At 63.7% G+C, this 19,578-nt stretch carries 18 protein-coding genes and 1 riboswitch; of the genes, 13 read left to right on the top strand and 5 right to left on the bottom strand.

Annotated elements, in window-relative coordinates; all coding sequences use genetic code 11:
- Positions 1-1,791: a chloride channel protein gene (locus ATY77_RS12630; protein WP_088687603.1), complete on the bottom strand. Its 1,791-nt coding sequence runs from the start codon at positions 1,789-1,791 to the stop codon at positions 1-3.
- 257 nt (positions 1,792-2,048) lie between these two features.
- Positions 2,049-2,445: riboswitch (cobalamin riboswitch) on the top strand.
- 302 nt (positions 2,446-2,747) lie between these two features.
- Here ATY77_RS12630 and cobU point away from each other — a divergent pair.
- Genes cobU through cobO form a run of 4 tightly spaced genes read left to right on the top strand, consistent with a single transcriptional unit; the run spans position 2,748 to position 9,050 of the window.
- Entirely contained in the window at positions 2,748-3,272 is a 525-nt protein-coding gene (cobU, locus tag ATY77_RS12625) for a bifunctional adenosylcobinamide kinase/adenosylcobinamide-phosphate guanylyltransferase (RefSeq protein WP_088687602.1), read from the top strand.
- A gap of 6 nt (positions 3,273-3,278) precedes the next feature.
- Positions 3,279-4,328 (top strand): cobalamin biosynthesis protein CobW, encoded by a 1,050-nt coding sequence (gene cobW, locus ATY77_RS12620; RefSeq protein WP_088673656.1) that lies wholly within the window; start codon positions 3,279-3,281, stop codon positions 4,326-4,328.
- Positions 4,329-4,332: 4 nt separating this feature from the next.
- Entirely contained in the window at positions 4,333-8,421 is a 4,089-nt protein-coding gene (cobN, locus tag ATY77_RS12615; protein ID WP_088687601.1) for a cobaltochelatase subunit CobN, read from the top strand.
- Positions 8,418-9,050, top strand: a complete 633-nt coding sequence (gene cobO, locus ATY77_RS12610; protein WP_088687600.1) for a cob(I)yrinic acid a,c-diamide adenosyltransferase — start codon at positions 8,418-8,420, stop codon at positions 9,048-9,050. Before cobN ends, cobO begins: the two co-directional genes overlap by 4 nt.
- Positions 9,051-9,081: 31 nt before the next feature.
- On the opposite strand, the gene ATY77_RS12605 is transcribed toward cobO, so the two are convergent.
- From ATY77_RS12605 to ATY77_RS12595, 3 genes are all read right to left on the bottom strand, one after another.
- The gene (locus tag ATY77_RS12605; RefSeq protein WP_088687599.1) at positions 9,082-9,876 is read right to left on the bottom strand and encodes a helix-turn-helix transcriptional regulator; all 795 of its coding nucleotides are present in this window, start codon (positions 9,874-9,876) and stop codon (positions 9,082-9,084) included.
- Positions 9,876-10,241: a nuclear transport factor 2 family protein gene (locus ATY77_RS12600; protein WP_088687598.1), complete on the bottom strand. Its 366-nt coding sequence runs from the start codon at positions 10,239-10,241 to the stop codon at positions 9,876-9,878. The genes ATY77_RS12605 and ATY77_RS12600 overlap by 1 nt, the downstream gene beginning before the upstream one ends.
- Positions 10,242-10,343: 102 nt before the next feature.
- Positions 10,344-11,129 (bottom strand): TSUP family transporter, encoded by a 786-nt coding sequence (locus ATY77_RS12595; RefSeq protein WP_088687597.1) that lies wholly within the window; start codon positions 11,127-11,129, stop codon positions 10,344-10,346.
- Positions 11,130-11,228: 99 nt separating this feature from the next.
- Between ATY77_RS12595 and ATY77_RS12590 the strand changes: the two genes are divergently transcribed.
- The 8 genes from ATY77_RS12590 (at position 11,229) to ATY77_RS12555 (ending at position 18,041) form a co-directional block, all read left to right on the top strand.
- Complete coding sequence (locus tag ATY77_RS12590; RefSeq protein ID WP_088687596.1) at positions 11,229-11,648, top strand: cobalamin biosynthesis protein; 420 nt, start codon at positions 11,229-11,231, stop codon at positions 11,646-11,648.
- A 69-nt stretch (positions 11,649-11,717) separates the two neighbouring features.
- Positions 11,718-12,668 (top strand): nucleoside hydrolase, encoded by a 951-nt coding sequence (locus ATY77_RS12585; protein WP_088687595.1) that lies wholly within the window; start codon positions 11,718-11,720, stop codon positions 12,666-12,668.
- A 343-nt stretch (positions 12,669-13,011) separates the two neighbouring features.
- Entirely contained in the window at positions 13,012-13,851 is an 840-nt protein-coding gene (cobA, locus tag ATY77_RS12580; RefSeq protein WP_088687594.1) for a uroporphyrinogen-III C-methyltransferase, read from the top strand.
- Positions 13,848-15,155, top strand: a complete 1,308-nt coding sequence (locus ATY77_RS12575; protein ID WP_088687593.1) for a cobyrinate a,c-diamide synthase — start codon at positions 13,848-13,850, stop codon at positions 15,153-15,155. Before cobA ends, ATY77_RS12575 begins: the two co-directional genes overlap by 4 nt.
- On the top strand, positions 15,152-16,195 hold the full coding sequence (gene cobD, locus ATY77_RS12570) for a threonine-phosphate decarboxylase CobD (protein ID WP_088687592.1): 1,044 nt from the start codon (positions 15,152-15,154) through the stop codon (positions 16,193-16,195). The genes ATY77_RS12575 and cobD overlap by 4 nt, the downstream gene beginning before the upstream one ends.
- A complete protein-coding gene (cbiB, locus tag ATY77_RS12565; RefSeq protein WP_088673667.1) occupies positions 16,192-17,172 on the top strand; it encodes an adenosylcobinamide-phosphate synthase CbiB in 981 nt (326 codons plus the stop codon). The genes cobD and cbiB overlap by 4 nt, the downstream gene beginning before the upstream one ends.
- Before the next feature lie 88 nt (positions 17,173-17,260).
- Entirely contained in the window at positions 17,261-17,461 is a 201-nt protein-coding gene (locus ATY77_RS12560; protein ID WP_088687591.1) for a hypothetical protein, read from the top strand.
- 151 nt (positions 17,462-17,612) lie between these two features.
- Positions 17,613-18,041: a L,D-transpeptidase gene (locus ATY77_RS12555; protein ID WP_088687590.1), complete on the top strand. Its 429-nt coding sequence runs from the start codon at positions 17,613-17,615 to the stop codon at positions 18,039-18,041.
- On the opposite strand, the gene ATY77_RS12550 is transcribed toward ATY77_RS12555, so the two are convergent.
- Positions 18,031-18,750: a Crp/Fnr family transcriptional regulator gene (locus ATY77_RS12550; RefSeq protein WP_088687589.1), complete on the bottom strand. Its 720-nt coding sequence runs from the start codon at positions 18,748-18,750 to the stop codon at positions 18,031-18,033. The genes ATY77_RS12555 and ATY77_RS12550 overlap by 11 nt on opposite strands.
- Positions 18,751-19,133: 383 nt before the next feature.
- Between ATY77_RS12550 and ATY77_RS12545 the strand changes: the two genes are divergently transcribed.
- Positions 19,134-19,412 (top strand): acyl carrier protein, encoded by a 279-nt coding sequence (locus ATY77_RS12545; RefSeq protein ID WP_003540486.1) that lies wholly within the window; start codon positions 19,134-19,136, stop codon positions 19,410-19,412.
- The last annotated feature ends 166 nt before the right edge of the window (positions 19,413-19,578 follow it).

Below are 19,578 nucleotides of genomic sequence, written 5' to 3'. Positions count from 1 at the left end.
TCAGATCTCACCCGACACCTCGCGGCGGCGGCGGTCGAGTTCCTCGCTGTAGCGGCGCAGCGTGTGGCTTTCGCTGAGCTGGCCGACCACCTTGCGCTCGATCAGATTGTTGACGACGGCGAGCGCTTCGCTTTCGCTCTTGTCGAAGATCGCCGCCGCCTGCCTGGCATTCATCTGCGGCTGCAGGAAATCGTTGCGGTAGCGGATGAAATCGGCAAGCGTCGTGCCTTCGTCCTGGACATCGGTCGGATTGGCGTAGATCTCCGGCACCAGCACGAGGCCCGCATATTTGTCGCTCTCCTCGACGAGGATGACGCGCTGGGTCGAGCCGATTGGAAAGGCCTGCTTGAATTCCTCCAGCGAGATGCCGGCTTTCGCTGTCTTGACGTCGGAGCGCATCAGCTTGTCGACCGTCAGATTGCGGATCCAGCCGACATCATGGGCGCTGCGGATGCTTTCACCGCGCAGATGGAAACGCCATGTGGCGAAAGAGTAACCGAAGGTCGAGCGCACGACGAGCGAGGAGGTGATGACGGCGGCAAGCACCAGCGCCGTGATCGGAAAGTCGCCGGTGATTTCGAGCGCCAGGAACGTCATCGTCAGCGGTCCGCCGATGACGGCGACGGCAAGCGAACTCATGCCGACCACGGCATAGATGACCGGCGTCAGCGTCGCATCGGCGAAATAGGGACCGCAATAGGCAAAGAGCTTGCCGAGCAGGGCGCCCATGAACAGCGAGGCGAAGAACAGGCCGCCCCTGAAGCCGGAGCCGATCGAGATCGCCGAGGCAAGGGATTTCAGGAGGAAAAGGCCGATCAGCGCGGGAATCGCCACCTCGCGCGCGAGGTTGAGATGCAGCGCGCCGTGGCCAGCCGAAAGCACCTGCGGCGAGATCATCGCCAGCAGCCCGACGATGATGCCGCCGAGGGCGGGACGGAAGGGCGGGGCGATCGAGCTCTTGCGGGCCAGTTCCTCGATGAAGGCGACGCCCTGCATGAGGAGGATGCCCACGCCGGCGCAGAAGACCCCGAGCAGCAGTGCCGGAACATAGTCGGCCGGGACGACCGAGCCGAAACTGCCGATATCGATGGTGAAATCGCCCTCCGCGAGCAGCCGTGCCACGAGGGTCGATACGAGGGCGGAGACGACGACCGGGGTCAGCGACACGATCGTATAGGTGCCGATGATCAGCTCGAAGGCATAGAAGGCGCCGGTCAGCGGCGCGTTGAAGGCGGCGGCGATGGCGCCGGCCGCGCCGCAGCCAACGAGGATGCGCAGGTCAGAGCGGCGAAGCTGCAGCTTCAGGCCGAATTTCGAGGCGAGGCCGGCGGCAAGCTGGGTATAACCGGCCTCCAGGCCGACGGAGGCGCCGAAACCGTTGGAGATGAGGTTCTGCACGGCGACGATGATGCTGTCGGTCAGCGACAGGCGGCCGCCATGCAGCGCATTGGCCTCGATCGGATCGACCATCGGCTTCTTGCGCCGTTTGGCCAGGATGAAGAGCAACAGGCCGAGCAGGATGCCGCCCATGACAGGAGCGGTGAGCAGCAGCAGCTTGTCGTCGATCAGCGACGAGCTCAGCCTTTCCTCGTCGGCGATGCCGAAGATCAGCTGGTGCAGCTCGTTGGAAGCAAGGCTCATGCCGGTGACGGCAAGCCCGGAGGCGATGCCGACGACGGCACCCGCCAGCGACAGGCCGACTTCGCTGCGGCGGGTCAGCGCGCGCAGCCGCCCCGGGTCGAAGAAAACACGCAGCGCCCGCAGGCGGCGCCGATCCAATTTCATAAGCATGGCTAGGACAATTAGGCGGGGAGAAGCCCGGTCAAGGGCGGCGGCGCAGTCGGCTTGCAATGCAATTGCGGCGAAAAGCCGGCGCGCCGATCAAATTTTCATGACGTAAATCACTGATAAAAGACGATATTTCCGGTAGGGTCAGTCGTAATGGTCCGGTAGCCCTGAGACGATCCGGCGCGGGGACGGCGGCGAAGGCCGTTGACTTCAATCACCGGCTTGCCTAACCATCTTTCCTATACGGATGGTCGCCTGACCATCCCGCTATAACGGATGGTTCCGGATCGGCGGTGCGCCCTTCCGGATGAAAAGGGAATGTGACGGGGCGGACCCATTCCGGGCGCCTTCATCACAGCCGACCCCGCGACTGTAGAGCGGTCAGGGTCTTCCATCCGGCATTCAGCCCTTTCCGCCGGCAGCCAGCAATGGTGCGGGCGGGTGGAACGGACGAGATGCCGGAAAAGCCACTGGAAATGCATGGTGATCAACCGGGGTCGGACGCCTCTATTTCTACGAATCGTCCACCTCTTCACCGAAGCAGCCGGGAAGGCGAGGCAGATCCGCCGGCACGATCAGGGCGACCGGTTTCCGGTCCGCCCCGATCGCGGCCGATATCCGCGAGCCAGGAGACCTGCCATCCCGTGCCGGGCGAAAAGCCCAACCCTGGGCAAAGAGCCCGCTGCCAGCACGGAGGTTGTTTTGGCTGAACGAATGAATTCGGCGCTGCCTTGTGTGGCGCGACGGTGGGGTCTCCCCTTCTCCCCAGCGGGGAGAAGGTGGCCCGAAGGGTCGGATGAGGGGGCCGCACGGCAACTCCGTTCATTTGCCCTTCGCTTGCGCTCAGTGCATTCGCGGCTTCGCCGCTCACCCCCTCAACCGCCTGCCGGCACCTTCTCCCCGCTGGGGAGAAGGGAAACGTGGCACCGCCTCACCCTCCCTAGCGGGAGCGTCGCGGCATGACCGATCTCCTCTCCAATTCCACTCTTGTGCTCGGCGGCGCGCGCTCCGGCAAATCGCGCTTCGCCGAAAACCTCATCACATCGAGCGGCCTCGAGCGCCATTACATCGCGACCGGCCGGGCGTGGGACGACGAGATGCAGGCGCGGATCGACCAGCACAAGGCCGATCGCGGCGGCTCCTGGACCACGCATGAGGAGCCGCTTGATCTCGCCGAACGACTTAAGGCCATCGATGGCGCGGGCAGGGCGATCATCGTCGATTGTCTGACGCTGTGGCTCACCAATCTGATGATGGAGGGGCGCGATATCGCGCTACAGGCAGCCGCGCTTGCAGCGTGGCTGCCGCAGGCAAAGGCGAAACTTGTCATCGTTTCCAATGAAGTCGGTCTCGGCATCGTGCCGGAGAACCGCATGGCGCGGGAGTTCCGCGACCATGCCGGCCGGCTGCACCAGATGATCGCGGCGAAAGCCGACGAAGTTTATTTCATCGCGGCGGGACTGCCGCTGAAAATGAAGGGTTGAAGTTCCATGAACCAGCAGAAAATTCCCGCAACGGTCATCACCGGCTTCCTCGGCGCCGGCAAGACGACGATGATCCGCAACCTGCTCACCAATGCCGGCGGCAAGAAGATCGCGCTCATCATCAACGAGTTCGGCGATCTCGGCGTCGACGGCGATGTGCTGAAGGGCTGCGGGGCGGAGAACTGCACGGAGGACGATATTATCGAGCTCACCAATGGCTGCATCTGCTGCACGGTGGCCGACGATTTCATTCCGACCATGACCAAGCTTCTGGAGCGCGACCAGCGCCCCGACCATATCGTCATCGAGACCTCGGGCCTTGCGCTGCCGCAGCCGCTGGTCGCCGCCTTCAACTGGCCGGATATCCGCAGCGAAGTCACCGTCGACGGCGTCATCACCGTGGTCGATAGCGCCGCCGTTGCCGCCGGCCGTTTCGCCGACGATCACGATGCCGTCGATGCGCGCCGCGTCGAGGATGAATCGCTCGATCACGAAAGCCCGATCGAGGAGCTCTTCGAGGATCAGCTGACCTGCGCCGATCTGATCGTGCTCAACAAGACCGATCTCATCGACACGGACGGGCTCGGCCGCGTGAAGAGCGAAGTCGCCTCGCGCATCGCCCGCAAGCCGGTGATGATCGAGGCCAGGAACGGCGAGGTGCCGGCCAGCGTGCTGCTCGGCCTCGGTATCGGCACGGAAGACGATATCGTCAACCGCAAGTCCCATCACGAGATGGAACACGAGGCTGGCGAGCCGCACGATCACGACGAATTCGACAGTTTTGTCGTCGAGCTTGGGGCGATTGCCGATACCGCTGCCTTCGTCGAGAAGCTGAAAGGCATCATCGCCGAACATGACGTGCTGCGCCTGAAGGGCTTCATCGACGTCTCCGGCAAGCCGATGCGGCTGCAGCTGCAGGCCGTCGGCAGCCGCATCGACCAGTATTTCGACCGCGCCTGGACGCCTGGTGAAGCGCGGCGCACGCGCCTTGTCGTCATCGGTCTGCACGAGATGGATCAGGATGCGGTGAGGGCGGCGATCGAGGCACTGGCATAAGCCCATGCATCTGCTTCTGGCCCAGCAGGGAACGATCAGCGACGGCGACGAGGCCATCGATCTCGGCCAGTCGCCGGGCGATATCCTGTTCCTGTCTGCCGCTGACACCGAGCTTGCGGCGATCGCCGCGGCCCGTGCCGGCGGGGCGATGGGGCATTCGCTGCGGCTTGCGAGCCTGATGAGCCTAAAGCACCCGATGTCGGTCGATACCTATGTCGAACGCACGGCGCGGCATGCGAAGCTGATCATCGTGCGGGCCCTGGGCGGGGCGAGCTATTTCCACTATGCGCTGGAGGCGCTGCACGCGGCGGCGGCCCGCAGCGGAGCCTTGATTGCGGTGCTACCGGGCGATGCGAAACCGGATGCGGGGCTGACGCCGTTTTCGAATGTCGCGCTGGAGGATCTCAATGCGCTCTGGGCCTATCTAATCGAGGGTGGCGACGCCAATGCGCGGGGCTTTCTCGCCTATGCCTCGGCGATGCTTTCGGGTGAGGAGAAGCCGGCGCCGGCTGCGCCGCTGATGAAGGCGGGGATATGGTGGCCGGGGCGGGGACTGGTTGGAATCGACGGATGGAAGAGGCTTGTCTCGGGGGTTTCTTCCGCAGGCGTCGAGAGTGTGGCACCCCACTCTGTCCTGCCGGACATCTCCCCCACAAGGGGGGAGATCGGCAAGCGGCAGGACCATCGCCCTACATCGGTTGTTTGGGGAGAAGCCCTCCACGATTCAATCTCCCCCCTTGTGGGGGAGATGTCCGGCAGGACAGAGGGGGGTATGGTAGCGGAGGAGGGATTTGAACCCCCGACAGTCGCCATCGCCTTCTATCGCGCCCTAGTGCAAAGCGGCGAAACCCGCCCCGTCGAAGCCATGATCGAAGCTTTGCAGGCTCAGGGTTTTCGCCCGCTGCCGGTCTTTGCCTACAGCCTTAAGGACCCGGTCTCCAAAGGTATTCTCGAATCCATCTTCGCCGAGCTGAAACCCGACGTCGTCATCAACACGACGGGCTTTGCCGTCTCCGCCCCCGGCGCCGATCGTCAGCCGACGGTGCTGGAGGCCAATGACGCCGTCATACTGCAGGCGATCTTTTCCGCTTCGTCGCGGGAAGCCTGGGCGGTCTCTTCGCAAGGGCTGTCGGCCCGCGATCTCGGCATGAATGTAGCCTTGCCGGAGGTGGATGGGCGTGTGCTGTCGCGCGCCGTCTCCTTCAAGGCGGCTGCCCGCTATGACGCTGCGGTCGAGGCCAATATCGTTTCCAGCGAACCGGATGCCGGGCGCATGGCCTATGTCGCAGCCCTTGCCGGCAATTGGGCGCGGCTGCGGCGAAAAACAACTGCCGAGCGGCGCGTCGCGCTGGTCATGGCGAATTATCCGAACCGTGACGGGCGGCTCGGCAATGGCGTCGGTCTCGATACGCCGGCGGGCACGATCGAGGTGATGCGGGCGATGGAGAAGGACGGTTATCCCGTCGCCGACATCCCCACCGATGGCGACGCGCTCATGCGGCATCTGATGGAGGGGCCGACCAATTCCGGCTTCGACGGCAAGGTGGTGCGCGAGACGCTTTCCCTGAGTCGATACAAGAGCTTCTTTGCATCTCTTCACAAACAGATTCAGCATGAGGTGACGGCGCGCTGGGGCGATCCCGAGGCCGATCCCTATCTGCGCGAGGGCGCTTTCGCTCTGCCATTTGCCCGGTTTGGCGGGCTGCTCGTCGGCATCCAGCCGGCGCGGGGCTACAACATAGACCCGAAGGAGAGTTACCATTCGCCGGACCTGGTGCCGCCGCATGGCTATTTCGCTTTCTATGCGTTTCTGCGCCAGGAGTTCGGGGCCGATGCTATCATTCACATGGGAAAGCACGGCAATCTGGAATGGCTACCGGGCAAGGCGCTGGCGCTGTCGGAGAGCTGCTATCCCGAGGCCATCTTTGGACCGCTGCCGCATCTCTACCCCTTCATCGTCAACGATCCCGGCGAGGGCACGCAGGCCAAGCGCCGCACTGCGGCCGTCATCATCGACCATCTGACGCCGCCGCTGACGCGGGCGGAAAGCTATGGGCCGCTCAAGGATCTGGAGGCGCTGGTCGATGAATATTACGAGGCCTCGGGCGGCGATCCCAGGCGCATCCGGCTGCTGTCGCGACAGATCCTCGAACTTGTTGCCGATATCGGGCTGGACCGCGATGCGGGGATTGCGAAAGGGGAGAGCGAAGGCGAGGCGCTGAAGAAGCTCGATGCCTATCTCTGCGACCTCAAGGAAATGCAGATCCGCGATGGGCTGCATGTGTTCGGAGTTTCGCCGGAAGGGCGGTTGCTGACAGATCTCACCGTGGCGCTGGCGCGGGTGCCGCGCGGGCTGGGTGAGGGTGGGGACGCGAGTTTGCAGCGGGCGATTGCTGGGGATGTGTTGAAAAACCCCTCCCCAACCCCTCCCCACAAGGGGGAGGGACTTGCCGTTGAGCGCGCGGTTACCTCTGAGATCAAAATCGATGACGAGACAGCGCGCTCAGCAAGCCCCTCCCACCCGTGGGGAGGGGTTGGGGAGGGGTCTTCTTTCGACCCTCTCGACTGCGACATGGCCGCCCCCTGGACCCGCCCACGACCACCAATCCTGGCCGATCTCCTCGACGCCCCCTGGCGCACCAACGGCGACACGGTCGAGCGCATCGAGCTGCTCGCCGCCAAGCTGGTGTCCGGCGAACTCGCCTGCCCAACCCTCTGGTCCCAAACCAGACGAGTGCTCGACGAGATCGAATCCCGTCTCAAGCCTTCCATCCTCGCTTGCGGCCCGGCAGAGATCGTCGGCCTGCTGCGCGGTCTCGACGGCCGTTTCGTGCCGCCCGGTCCTTCCGGGGCGCCGACGCGGGGGCGGCCGGATGTCTTGCCGACGGGGCGGAATTTCTATTCGGTGGACAGCCGCGCGGTGCCGACACCGGCGGCTTATGAGCTTGGGAAAAAATCTGCGGAGCTGCTGATCCGCCGCTATGTGCAGGATCATGGCGAATGGCCCGTTTCCTTCGGGCTGACGGCCTGGGGCACGTCCAATATGCGCACCGGCGGCGATGACATTGCTCAAGCGCTGGCGCTGATCGGCGTGAAGCCGGTCTGGGACATGGCCTCGCGGCGGGTCACCGGTTACGAGATCATCCCCCCGGCCATGCTGCGGCGGCCGCGCGTGGATGTGACGCTGCGCATATCCGGCTTCTTCCGCGATGCGTTTCCCGAGCAGATTGCGCTGTTCGACAAGGCGATCCGCGCCGTCGGCGCGCTGGATGAGGATGCGGCCGACAACCCGATCGCCGGGCGCATGCGCGGCGAAGCGGCGCGGCTCGCCGCTGCCGGGCTCGACGAGAAGACGGCGGCGAAGCGGGCGGGATATCGCATTTTCGGGTCGAAGCCCGGCGCCTATGGCGCGGGTCTGCAGGCGCTGATCGACGAGAAAGGCTGGGAGCGGCGTGCGGATCTCGCTGAAGCCTATCTCGTCTGGGGCAGCTATGCCTATGGCGCGGGCGAGGAGGGGCAGGCCGAGCGCGGGGTGTTCGAGGAGCGGCTGCGCTCCATCCAGGCCGTGGTGCAGAACCAGGACAATCGCGAGCACGACCTGCTCGACAGCGACGATTACTACCAGTTCGAAGGCGGCATGGCAGCGGCGGCGGAAGCGCTCGCCGGCGAGCGGCCGGCGATCTATCACAATGACCATTCGCGGCCGGAAAAGCCGGTGATCCGCTCACTGGAAGAAGAGATCGGGCGGGTGGTGCGCGGTCGCGTCGTCAATCCGAAATGGATCGATGGCGTCATGCGCCACGGCTACAAGGGCGCTTTCGAGATATCAGCGACGGTCGATTATCTCTTTGCCTTTGCGGCGACGACGGGCGCTGTCGGCAGCCATCACTTCGAGGCGGTCTATCAGGCCTTTGTCGCCGATCCCAAAGTGCGCGATTTCATGGCCGAGAAGAACCCTGCCGCGCTTGCCGAAATGAAGGAGCGGCTGCTGGAGGCGATCGAGCGGCAGCTCTGGACGCCGCGCAGCAACTCCGCGCAATTCGATCTCACGGACATCAACGAAACCAAGAAAAGAGCAGGCAGCCAATCATGAGCGAAGAGCCAATCGCACCCGCCGAAAAGGACGATGCCCGCCATTCCGAGAAGATGGCGAAGAAGAAAGCCGCACGCGACAAGATCATGGCGACCAAGACGGATGAGAAGGGGCTGATCATCGTCCATACCGGCAAGGGCAAGGGCAAGTCGTCTGCCGCTTTCGGCATGATCTTCCGCCATATCGCCCACGGCAAGCCGTCTGCCGTTGTGCAGTTCATCAAGGGCGCGATGTGGACGGGCGAGCGCGATCTGATCGAGAAGCATTTCTCCGACATCTGCCAGTTTCACACGATGGGCGAGGGCTTTACCTGGGAGACGCAGGACCGGGCGCGCGACGTGGCGGCTGCCGGTGCTGCCTGGGAAAAGGCCAAGGAACTGATCCGCGACGAGCGCAATTCCATGGTGCTGCTCGACGAGATCAACATCGCACTGCGCTACGACTATCTCGACGTCAACGAGGTGGTGGCGTTCCTCAAAAACGAGAAGCCTTATATGACGCATGTCGTGCTGACGGGGCGCAATGCCAAGGAAGAGCTGATCGAGATCGCCGATCTCGTGACCGAGATGGAGCTCGTCAAACATCCCTTCCGCTCGGGCATCAAGGGGCAGCCCGGCGTGGAATTTTAAAAGAGTGCGGCGGAATTGCGCGGAAAAGCGTTTAATTCGCCAAATGGCCGCGCAGGATCGCGGCCGTTTCCCCATCGGCCGGGAAGAGCGTTTCGATCGCCAGTTCCGACAGGGTGATATCGACGGGCGTGCCGAAGACGGTCGTCGTCGAGATGAATGACAGCAGGCCGGCTTTCGTCGAAAGCTTCAGCGGAACGGCGATGCCGGCGAGGTCGGCATGGCGCTCGCCGGCGGCTTCGGGGACGGGATAGGAGAGCAGTTCGCTCAACAGCTTTTCCAGCACGGGATCGCCCGAGACCGATATCTGCTGGCGCAGCCGATCCAGAAGATGGGCGCGCCATTCGGCGAGGTTGGCGATATCGCGCGCAAGGCCCTGCGGATGCAGGCTGAGGCGCAGGACGTTGACCGGCGGCTCCAGCAAGGATCGATCGGCAACGGCCTCGAGCAGCGGCGCTATCGCGGCGTTTGCGGCCACCAGCGTCCAATGGCGGTCGATGGCGATGGCGGGGAAGGGCTCATGGCCCTTCAGCACCATATCGATGGCGCGCCGCGCCGGTTCCAGGGCGGGATCGTCAAGCCTGCGTTCGGCAAAGACGGGAGCGAAACCCGCGGCCAGCAGCAGCGGGTTCCGGTCTCGCAGCGGCACGCCGAGGCGCTCGGCCAGATGCAGCAGCATTTCGCGGCTCGGCGTCGAGCGCCCGCTCTCGATGAAGCTCAGGTGCCGTTGCGAGATTTCGGCTTCCAGCGCCAGATCGAGCTGGCTCATGCGGCGGCGCTGGCGCCATTCGCGCAGATGATCTCCGAGAGAGCGGGCGGTCGGCGTCATCAGGCGGCTTCCGGCAATTGATCGATGAAGCCGTGCACCGCTTTGAGCTTGCCGTCTTCGAGTTCGGCAAAATCCGTGCCCTTGATCAGCGCTTCGCCATTTTCCGGGCCAAGACCCCAGGAAAAGCGCAGGTGATCGCCGAAGCCATCGGCCGCGCCGATCAGGGCGAAGCGGAAGCCGGGAAAGCGGCTTTGCACGGCTTCGACCAGCGAATTGATCTGTTCATGGCCTTGTCCGCGCATCAGCGGATCGACATAGGTGGCCGCTTCCGTCCAGCTTTCGGCGATGAGAGCGCGGCGGTGCGTTGCATCCGTCTCGTTCCAGATCGCGATATAGCGTTCGGCGTTGGTCTTTGCGTCGTTCATCGGGTCATCTCCTTTGATCGCCCGGCCGTTCCAGGCAGCACGATCATCGGCGAAGGCGGTGCACCTATCAATTACGCCAGAGGTAATGGAAGGCGTCGAGCTCTAGATTCCGAGCCAGACGCGCAGCGGGTTGGCGGGATCGGCGAGCAGCTTTACCGCGAGAGCGACGCAGACGATGACGAGCAGCGGCTTGATGAGCTTGGCGCCGATGCGCATGGCGAGCCGTGAGCCCAATTGCGCGCCGAGGAACTGGCAGATGCCCATCAGCAGGCCGATCTTCCAGAGGATCGCGCCAAAGCTCGCGAAGACGACCAGCGCGCCGAGGTTGGAGCCGAAATTGAGAAGCTTGGTATGGGCGGTCGCCTTCAGCACGCCGAAGCCGGCGAGGGTGACGAAGGCGAGCATGAAGAAGGAGCCGGTGCCGGGACCGAAGACGCCGTCGTAAAAGCCGATGGCGGGCACCAAGGTCATGCCGAAGACGAAAGGCGTGATGATCCGGTGTTTGTCGAGATCGTTGAGGTTCGGCTTGACGGCAAAGAAGATCGCAATCGCCAGGAGCAGCACCGGCATGATCGCCTGCAGGACCTGTCCGGGCACGATCGTGGCAAGGGCGGCGCCGATCGCACCGCCCATCACGGCCATCAGCGCCATCGGCAGCTGTTCGTGCAGCTGCACATGGCCCTTGCGGGCATAGGCGAGCGTGGCGGAAGCGGCGCCGAAGATCGATTGCACCTTGTTGGTGCCGAGCGTCTGGAGCGGCGGAATGCCGGCAATCAACATGGCGGGGACGGTGATCAGGCCGCCGCCGCCGGCGATGGCATCGACGAAACCGGCGAAGAAGGCAGCCGTGCAGAGCAGCAGAAGCAGATGGAGGGCGATGTCAGGCAAAATACTATTCCAGAAGGGCTTTCAGCCGGTCTTGTTGCATTTCCCCCTCCAAGCTGCAATGGCTGCGAGGACACAGCGCGGGCGCATTCGACGGCTTCCATGAGTGATATTTCTTTCGATAGGGCGAGGCGGCATGTGCTCGGGCTCGGCTGCGAGCGCGGGACGCCGCCTGCGGAGATGCTGGCGCTTGCGAACGCGGCGTTGAAGGCGGCCGGCATCGGCGGAGCGGAGCTTGCGGCCGTCGCTTCCATCGACAGCCGCGGGCAAGAAGCGGCGATCCTCGCCGTTGCGGTGCATTTTGCCGTGCCTGCCGTTTTCTTCGATGCGGCGCGGCTGGAAGAGGAAACGCCGCGGCTTAAAAATCCCTCCGCGATCGTCTTTGCCCGCGTCGGCTGCCATGGCGTGGCGGAATCGGCAGCGCTTGCGGCCACCGGTGCGGATGGCGAATTGGTGCTCGGCAAAATCAAATCCACGCATGCGACGGCGGCGATTGCCCGGATCGGGTTGCAGAAAGCCTGACGGTCGTTATGGTGGCGGCAATTCGCGGCGCCGTCCGGCACGTCAGCGATTCATATCTAGAGGACAATCATGCACAAGGTCATTTATGACACGGATCCCGGCGTCGATGACGCCATGGCGCTTCTTTTCCTGCATCGCCATCCCGAGATCGATCTGATCGGCATCACCACCGTTTTCGGCAATGCCTCGGTCGAGACGACGACGCGCAATGCGCTTTTCCTCAAGCGGGAATGGGATATTCAGGCGCCCGTCGCCAAGGGCGCGAGCGTCACCATCGATGCGGCGCGCGCCGAGCGGGAATGGCCGGCCATGGTGCATGGGGATAACGGCCTCGGCAATATCGAGGTGCCGCACACGATCGACCTGCCGCTCGATCCCCGGCCGGCGCACCGCTTCATCATCGACACGGTACGGGCCAATCCCGGCGAAGTCAGGCTGGTGGCCGTCGGCCGGATGACCAATCTGGCAATGGCGCTGAAGGAAGACCCGGAGATCGCCGGACTGGTCAAGGATGTCGTTATCATGGGCGGCAATTTCTATGTGCCGGGCAATGTCTCGCCGGTCGCCGAAGCCAATATTCACGGCGATCCGGAGGCGGCAGACATCGTCATGACGGCGCCGTGGAAGGTGGTCATCATCGGCCTCGACGTCACCTCGATCACTACGATGAGCCGCAGCTATCTCGGCGCAATGGCGGCAGAAGGCGACGCGGCGGTGAAGCTGCTCGACGGGCTGTCGCAGCACTACATCGATTTCTACAGCCATGCGGTCGATGACGGCATGATGGTGCATGACAGCTGCGCCGCCGTTTACGTCGTGGCGCCCGAGCTTTTCACCACCATCACCGGCGCGGTCCGCGTCGTCTGCGGCGGCATTGCCGATGGCCAGACGGTGATCAAGCCGGACGCCCGCCGCTTCCCGCCGGGCGACTGGGACGGCCTGCCGAGCCAGATTGTCGCCACGGGAATCGAGTCGGAGAAGGTGCTCGGCCTGATCCGCGATACGCTGCTTCAGGCTTGACGGGCTTGAAGGTTGGCTACAGGCTGCTGACAAGGGCCGCCACGCCTCTTTCGTCATGCTCGGGCTTGTCCCGAGCATCTGCCTCCGTTCGATAGGGCAGCAGATCCTCGGCACAAGGCCGAGGATGACGTCGAGGAAAAGGCGAGGCTTGTGAACAAGCTGTGGCTGACCGCGATACGATCGGTCCCTTCTGAATTATTACTATATATTCATAGCCTTGCCCCGTTTTTTCGAGAATCCGAATCCGCTTCCTCGCAAAGTGAGTCACCTCCGTCTCAGCAACTTCAAGTGAGGTGGCGCGGGCGGCGTTGACCTTGCTTCTTGCTGGGCCTAGATCAACACAATGATGAACAGCCCATTCTCACTTTTGCCGGCGCTGGAGCCGGGCAGCGTTTGGCTCGTCGGGGCCGGTCCCGGCGATCCCGGGTTGTTGACGCTGCTCGCCGCCAAGGGATTGGCGGAGGCGGATGTGGTCGTGCACGACGCGCTGGTCAACGAGGACTGTTTGAAGTTCGCACGGCCGGGTGCAGAACTGGAATATGCCGGAAAGCGCGGCGGCAAGCCTTCCGCCAAGCAGCGGGATATTTCGCTTCGGCTGGTGGAGCTGGCGCGCGCCGGCAAGCGGGTGCTGCGGCTGAAGGGCGGCGACCCCTTCGTCTTCGGGCGGGGCGGGGAAGAAGCGCTGACGCTGGTCGAGCACAACATTCCGTTCCGCATCGTGCCCGGCATTACCGCCGGCATCGGCGGGCTTGCCTATGCCGGCATTCCTGTCACGCATCGGGAGATCAATCACGCCGTGACCTTTCTCACCGGTCATGATTCCTCCGGGATCGTGCCCGATGCGATCAATTGGGAGGCGATCGGCAAGGGGTCGCCCGTCATCGTCATGTACATGGCGATGAAGCATATCGCCCAGATCAGCGCCAATCTGATGGCGTCGGGCCGCCCGGCATCCGAGCCCGTGGCTTTCGTCTGCAATGCGGCGACCGGCGCCCAGCAGGTGCTGGAGACGACGCTCGGCGAAGCGACCGATGCCGCTGCCGCCTCGGGGCTCGAGCCGCCGGCGATCGTCGTGGTCGGCGAGGTGGTGCGGCTCAGGGCCTCGCTCGACTGGCTCGGCGCCCTTGCAGGCAGGCGGCTGCAGCCCGATCCGTTCGGGCGCTCCGGCAAGGTGACGGCATGAGCGGCCTCCTGATCGCAGCTCCTTCCTCCGGCGCCGGCAAGACGACGGTGACGCTCGGGCTGCTCAGGGCGCTTCGCCGGCGCGGCGTGGCGATTGCGCCCGGCAAGGCCGGCCCTGACTACATCGATCCCGCCTTCCATGCCGCGGCGAGCGGCTCGCCCTGCCTGAATTTCGACCCCTGGGCGATGCGCCCGGAACTGATCTCGGCCAATGCCGCGCTGCACCGTTCCGGCGACCGTATTCTCGTCATCGAGGCGATGATGGGCCTGTTCGACGGGGCGGCCGACGGGAAGGGGACGGCGGCCGATCTTGCCGCCCAGCTCGGCCTTTCCGTCGTGCTCGTCGTGGATGCCTCGCGCATGTCGCAGTCGGTCGCGCCGCTGGTCTCAGGTTTTGCCGGCTTCCGCGCTGATGTACGTGTTGCCGGCGTCATCCTCAACAAGGTGGGCAGCGAGCGGCACGAGGCGATGCTGCGCCAGGCGCTGGAAGCGATCCGCATGCCTGTGATCGCAGTCATCGGCAGCGACAAGGCGCTTGCCTTGCCGGAGCGCCATCTCGGGCTCGTCCAGGCCGGGGAACATGCGACGCTCGAAAATTTCATCGACCATGCGGCGGATGCCGTCTCCGAAGAGTGCAATTTTGAATTCCTGCTGCGCATCGCAAGGCAGGGGCTCAACCGGCCGTCGGCCGCCAATATCGATCGGCTGATGCCGCTGGGTGCACGCATCGCCGTGGCGCGCGATATCGCCTTTGCCTTTTCCTATGAGCATATGCTGCTCGGCTGGCGCCGCCGGGGTGCTGCGATCTCATTCTTTTCGCCGCTTGCCGACGAGGCGCCAGCGCTGGATGCCGATGCGATCTATCTGCCCGGCGGTTATCCCGAGCTGCATGCCGGACGGCTGGCGGAGGCGCAGAATTTCCGCGCCGGCATGCTCGATGCGGCCGCGCGCGGCGTCAGGATCTACGGCGAGTGCGGCGGCTACATGGTGCTCGGCGACGGATTGATCGATGCGCAGGGCAAGCGCCATCAGATGCTCGGTCTGCTGCCTGTCGTCACCAGCTATGCCGAGCGAAAGCGCCATCTCGGCTATCGCCGTGTCGTGCCGCTCGACGGCGCCTTCTTCGCGCGCATGATGACGGCGCATGAATTCCACTATTCTACTGTCGTCTCCGAGGGTGAGGGGAAGCGGCTGTTTCAGGTACAGGATGCGCTCGGGACCGATCTAGGTGCCGCCGGGCTGAGATGCGGGCAGGTGGCTGGCTCCTATATGCATCTGATCGATCTTGCGAGAGCGGCCGCGTGAGCGCGCCGATCGCCCATGGCGGCGGCGTTACCGCCGCTGCCGCTGCCTTCGGCGGAGCGCCGGAGGATTGGCTTGACCTTTCCACCGGCATCAATCCGTGCCCCGTCGCTCTGCCTGAGATCCCGGCGAGGGTGTGGCACCGTCTTCCGGACAGACATGTTTTCGACGAAGCAAGGCGGGCGGCGGGCGATTATTACGGCTGCCGCGAAATCCTGCCGCTGCCGGTGCCGGGCACGCAATCGGTGATCCAGCTTTTGCCGCGGCTGTTGGTGACGGATGGGAGGGCCGCGGTGACGGACGACAAGGTCGCCGTGACGGACGACAAGGTCGCCGTGGTGGCACCTACCTACGGGGAATATGCACGCGCCTTCGCGTCGTCCGGTCTCGCCGTCGATGCGGTTGGCGATATCGCGGCGATCGGCGAGGAACACAGGCTTGCGGTTGTCGTCAATCCCAACAATCCGGACGGGCGGGCATGGCCAGCTGAAAGGCTGATCGCGCTGCATGAGAAGATGAAATCGCAAAGGGGCTTGCTGGTCGTCGACGAGGCTTTCGGCGATGCCTATCCGGCGCTCAGCCTCGCGCCCCATGCGCAAGAGCTTCCCCATCTGGTGATCTTCCGCTCCTTCGGCAAGTTCTTCGGGCTCGCCGGCCTGCGGCTCGGTTTCGTGATTGCGCGCGGCGATATTCTTCAGCGTTTCGAGGAGTGGCTCGGGCCGTGGGCGGTTTCCGGTCCGGCGCTGTCGCTGGCCGCATCGCTGCTGCGCCAGGACGTTTCCGCCATTCGCGGGCGCATCGAGGAGCGGAGCGCCGGCCTCCAAGCGGTACTGGCCGCATCAGGCCTGCGGATCGCAGGAGGAGCGGCGCTCTTTACCCTGGTTGCCGCCCCTAGGGCCGGCGAGATTTACACGCATCTCTGCCGTCATCATATTCTCGTCCGCAAATTCGATTATGCGCCGGACTGGCTGCGTTTCGGGCTGACGCCCGATCCGGCTGCCGACAGGCGGCTTGGTGAAGCCCTTCAGAGTTTTGAGCGATGACAATCGACGAAAACCTTCTCGTGCTGCTCCTGGCATTGCTGCTCGACCGGATCCTCGGTGATCCGCAATGGCTGTGGTCGCGCCTGCCGCATCCGGTCGTGCTGTTCGGCGAGGCGATCTCCTTTGCCGACCGGCAACTGAACAGCGTGAGCCTGACAGGGTCGCAACGGCGGATGAACGGCGTGGCGGCCATTGTGGCGCTGCTTCTGGTGGCCATTATCGCCGGTTTCGCCTTCGACCGGTTCTTCGCGCTTTTCGGCCTTGCCGGCATCCTGCTCGAAACCGCGCTGGTCGCGATCTTCCTGGCGCAGAAGAGCCTTGCCGACCACGTCTCGGCGGTTGCGGCGGCGCTTCGTCACGAGGGGATTGCCGGCGGGCGGGCGGCCGTTTCGCGCATCGTCGGGCGCGATCCCGAGACATTGGATGAGCCCGCCGTCTGCCGGGCGGCGATCGAAAGCCTTGCGGAAAATTTCTCCGACGGCGTCGTGGCGCCGGCGCTCTGGTACGCCGTCTTCGGCCTGCCGGGGCTGCTGGCCTACAAGATGCTGAACACGGCGGATTCGATGATCGGCCACAAGTCGGAGAAATACATCGATTTCGGCTGGGCCGCCGCCCGGCTCGACGATCTCGCCAACTGGCCGGCCGCCCGGTTCTCCATCCTGCTGATCGCCGCCGGCGCCTGGTTGCGGCGCGGCACCAGCGCCTGCCGCGAGGCCATCCGCGTGGCGATACGCGACGGCGGCCTGCACCGCTCGCCGAATTCCGGCCGCCCGGAAGCGGCCATGGCAGGCGCTCTGAACGTCCAGCTCGCCGGCCCCCGCATCTACGGCGGCGTCATCGTGACCGAGCCGATGATCAACAATGCCGGCCGGGACGTTGCGACATTGCGTGATATCGAGGACGGTGTGTCGGTGTTTCATGCGAGCTGCATGGTGCTGGCGGGGGTGACCTTCGGGTTGTTTCTGTGTTTTCTGTAGGGTGTGCGGTTGGGACACCCCAGTGGACACTCCCGCCTCAAAGGTTTATGCGAGGCGCCTCATATCTCCATCTGACCGGAAAAGAGCGATGACAGTTCAGGTTGAATTACCGTGCCCGAAGTGCAAGAGCACCAAGATGAAGTTCGAGCGGGCCGAGATCCGGGAAACGGATATCATCACCTGTGCGGCCTGCGGGCATAATCTCGGCACTATGGCTTCGATCCGCGAGCGAATGAACAAGGCCTATCAGCAGATGAAGCGGCCTTCCGCGGCGCCGAAGCTTCAGTGAGCGGGTGCCGCTGTCCGGCGGCATTTTGTTGCTGCTTCGGCCCGTTAGAATTGTGATTACCATTCGGGTTAAAGCAATTTAGAAAGTATCGTCGTAGTCTCTTCCTCGTGAGGGCGCAATTATAACTGCGCGGGTGCGAAGAGGGGCTATCATGAAGACGATTTTGGCGGCCGCGGCCGCAAGTTTATTGCTGCAGTTTTTCCCCGTTGCTGCCGAGGCGGCAAATCTGGTTGCCAATATCAGCATCGGCAAGCAGACGATGACCGTCAGCGAGAACGGCTTCGTCAAATATCGCTGGAAGGTTTCGACGGCGCGCCGCGGCTATGTCACGCCGACCGGCTCGTGGAGAGCCAAGTGGCTGTCGCGCGATCACCGCTCGCGCAAATACGACAATGCGCCGATGCCCTATGCCGTGTTCTTCAACGGCGGTTACGCCGTTCACGCCACTTTCGACCTCAAACGGCTAGGCACGCCGGCCTCGCATGGCTGCGTTCGCCTGCATCCCGACAATGCGGCGCAGTTCTTCTCGCTGGCGCGCCAGGCCGGCCTTGCCAATACGCGCGTGGTGATCACGCGGTAATCCGCTCGAGCTCATCCATGTCGGGAACGACGATGTGCCTGGATTTCTCGATCAGGATGACGCCGCGCTTCCGCAATCTTGTCATCTGGCGGCTGACGGTTTCGATCGTCAGCCCGAGGAAATCGGCGATCTCGGCACGCGACAGCGGCAGATCGAAGGCGGTGCTTGTCGACGTCTGCGGTTCGGCATGGGTGGCGATGAGATGGAGCAGGCTTGCGACCTTCTCTTCCGCCGTGCGCCGGCCGAGCGTCAGCATCCATTCGCGCGCCGCGTCCAGCTCCTTCAGCGCCTGATCGTGCAGGCTGCGTTGCAGCTCCGGCGTCTCCGCTATCATGCGGTCGAGCAGATTGCGGGGGAAGACGCAGATTTCGACATTGGTCGCGGCCTCAGCCGACAAGGTGCTCTCGCGCACAAAGGGTCTGCCGACGAAATCGGGCGCAAATTGCAGCCCGACGATCTGCTGGCGCCCATCCGGCATGACCTTGCAGAGCTTCACGACGCCGCGCATGATGTTCGAATAGAAAGACGTCTCCGCGCCTTGCGCAATGATTTCAGCGCCGGCATCGACCTTGCGGCGCAGTGAGTGGCGGCCGAGTTCCTTCAATTGGTGGTCCGACAGGGCGCCGCAGACGACGCCGTGCCGCGCCTGGCAGGAGCTGCAGGCAACAGGCGTGCCGGCATGAAAAACCTCACTGCGTGCGACGTCCATTATCCTGATCCCTTCGAATCCCAACATGCCTGGCATCTCCACCAACGATTACGCCGAGGATGCGGGCTCGGCTATCCCGATTTCTTTCAGCGCGGCTTGATGATTATCAATTTCCTCACTGTCGCGACTTGATCCAGATCAAATCTTTGGGGTTGGCAGCGGGCTGCGGCGGCGTCTGCGGATCTCGATTCGGCCGGGTCGCCGGGTGTTGCAGGCGGGACGCGGCCTCGCCCGCCGCCTCGGCGCTTGTAAATGCTCCGTTCCATTGCTGTTTAGGCAACACCTCATTGCCAAATTGCCGCAACGCCCGGACGAAAGCATTGGCTTTTGAAATGGATTTGCCTATGAGGAGGTTTAAATCGTCATTTCATGAGGTACAGCGCGTGACCGCTACATTCGATAAAGTTGCCGACATTATTGCAGAAACCAGCGAGATCGATCGCGCCACGATCACGCCGGAGAGCCATACGATCGACGACCTCGGTATCGACAGCCTCGATTTCCTCGACATCGTCTTTGCGATCGACAAGGAATTCGGCATCAAGATCCCGCTCGAAAAGTGGACGCAGGAAGTCAACGAAGGCAAGGTTTCCACCGAAGAATATTTCGTGCTGAAGAACCTCTGTGCCAAGATCGACGAGCTCAAAGCAGCCAAGGCCTGAGCACATACCAGTCTTTTTTGAACGCCCTGCCGCCCTTGATATGGCGGCCGGGCGGTTTCGTTCCTAGATCAGTTCAGATTCGCACTTCCGGACGGAAAACCGCTTCGCACTTTTCCTGGAATTGCTCTAAGTAGGCGTCACCGGCGGGCGGATTTTGCCCGTTGGG

This window comes from Rhizobium sp. R634, from assembly GCF_002211305.1.
In the GTDB taxonomy this organism is placed as follows: domain Bacteria; phylum Pseudomonadota; class Alphaproteobacteria; order Rhizobiales; family Rhizobiaceae; genus Rhizobium.
This window is presented reverse-complemented; position numbering and strand designations above follow the sequence as displayed.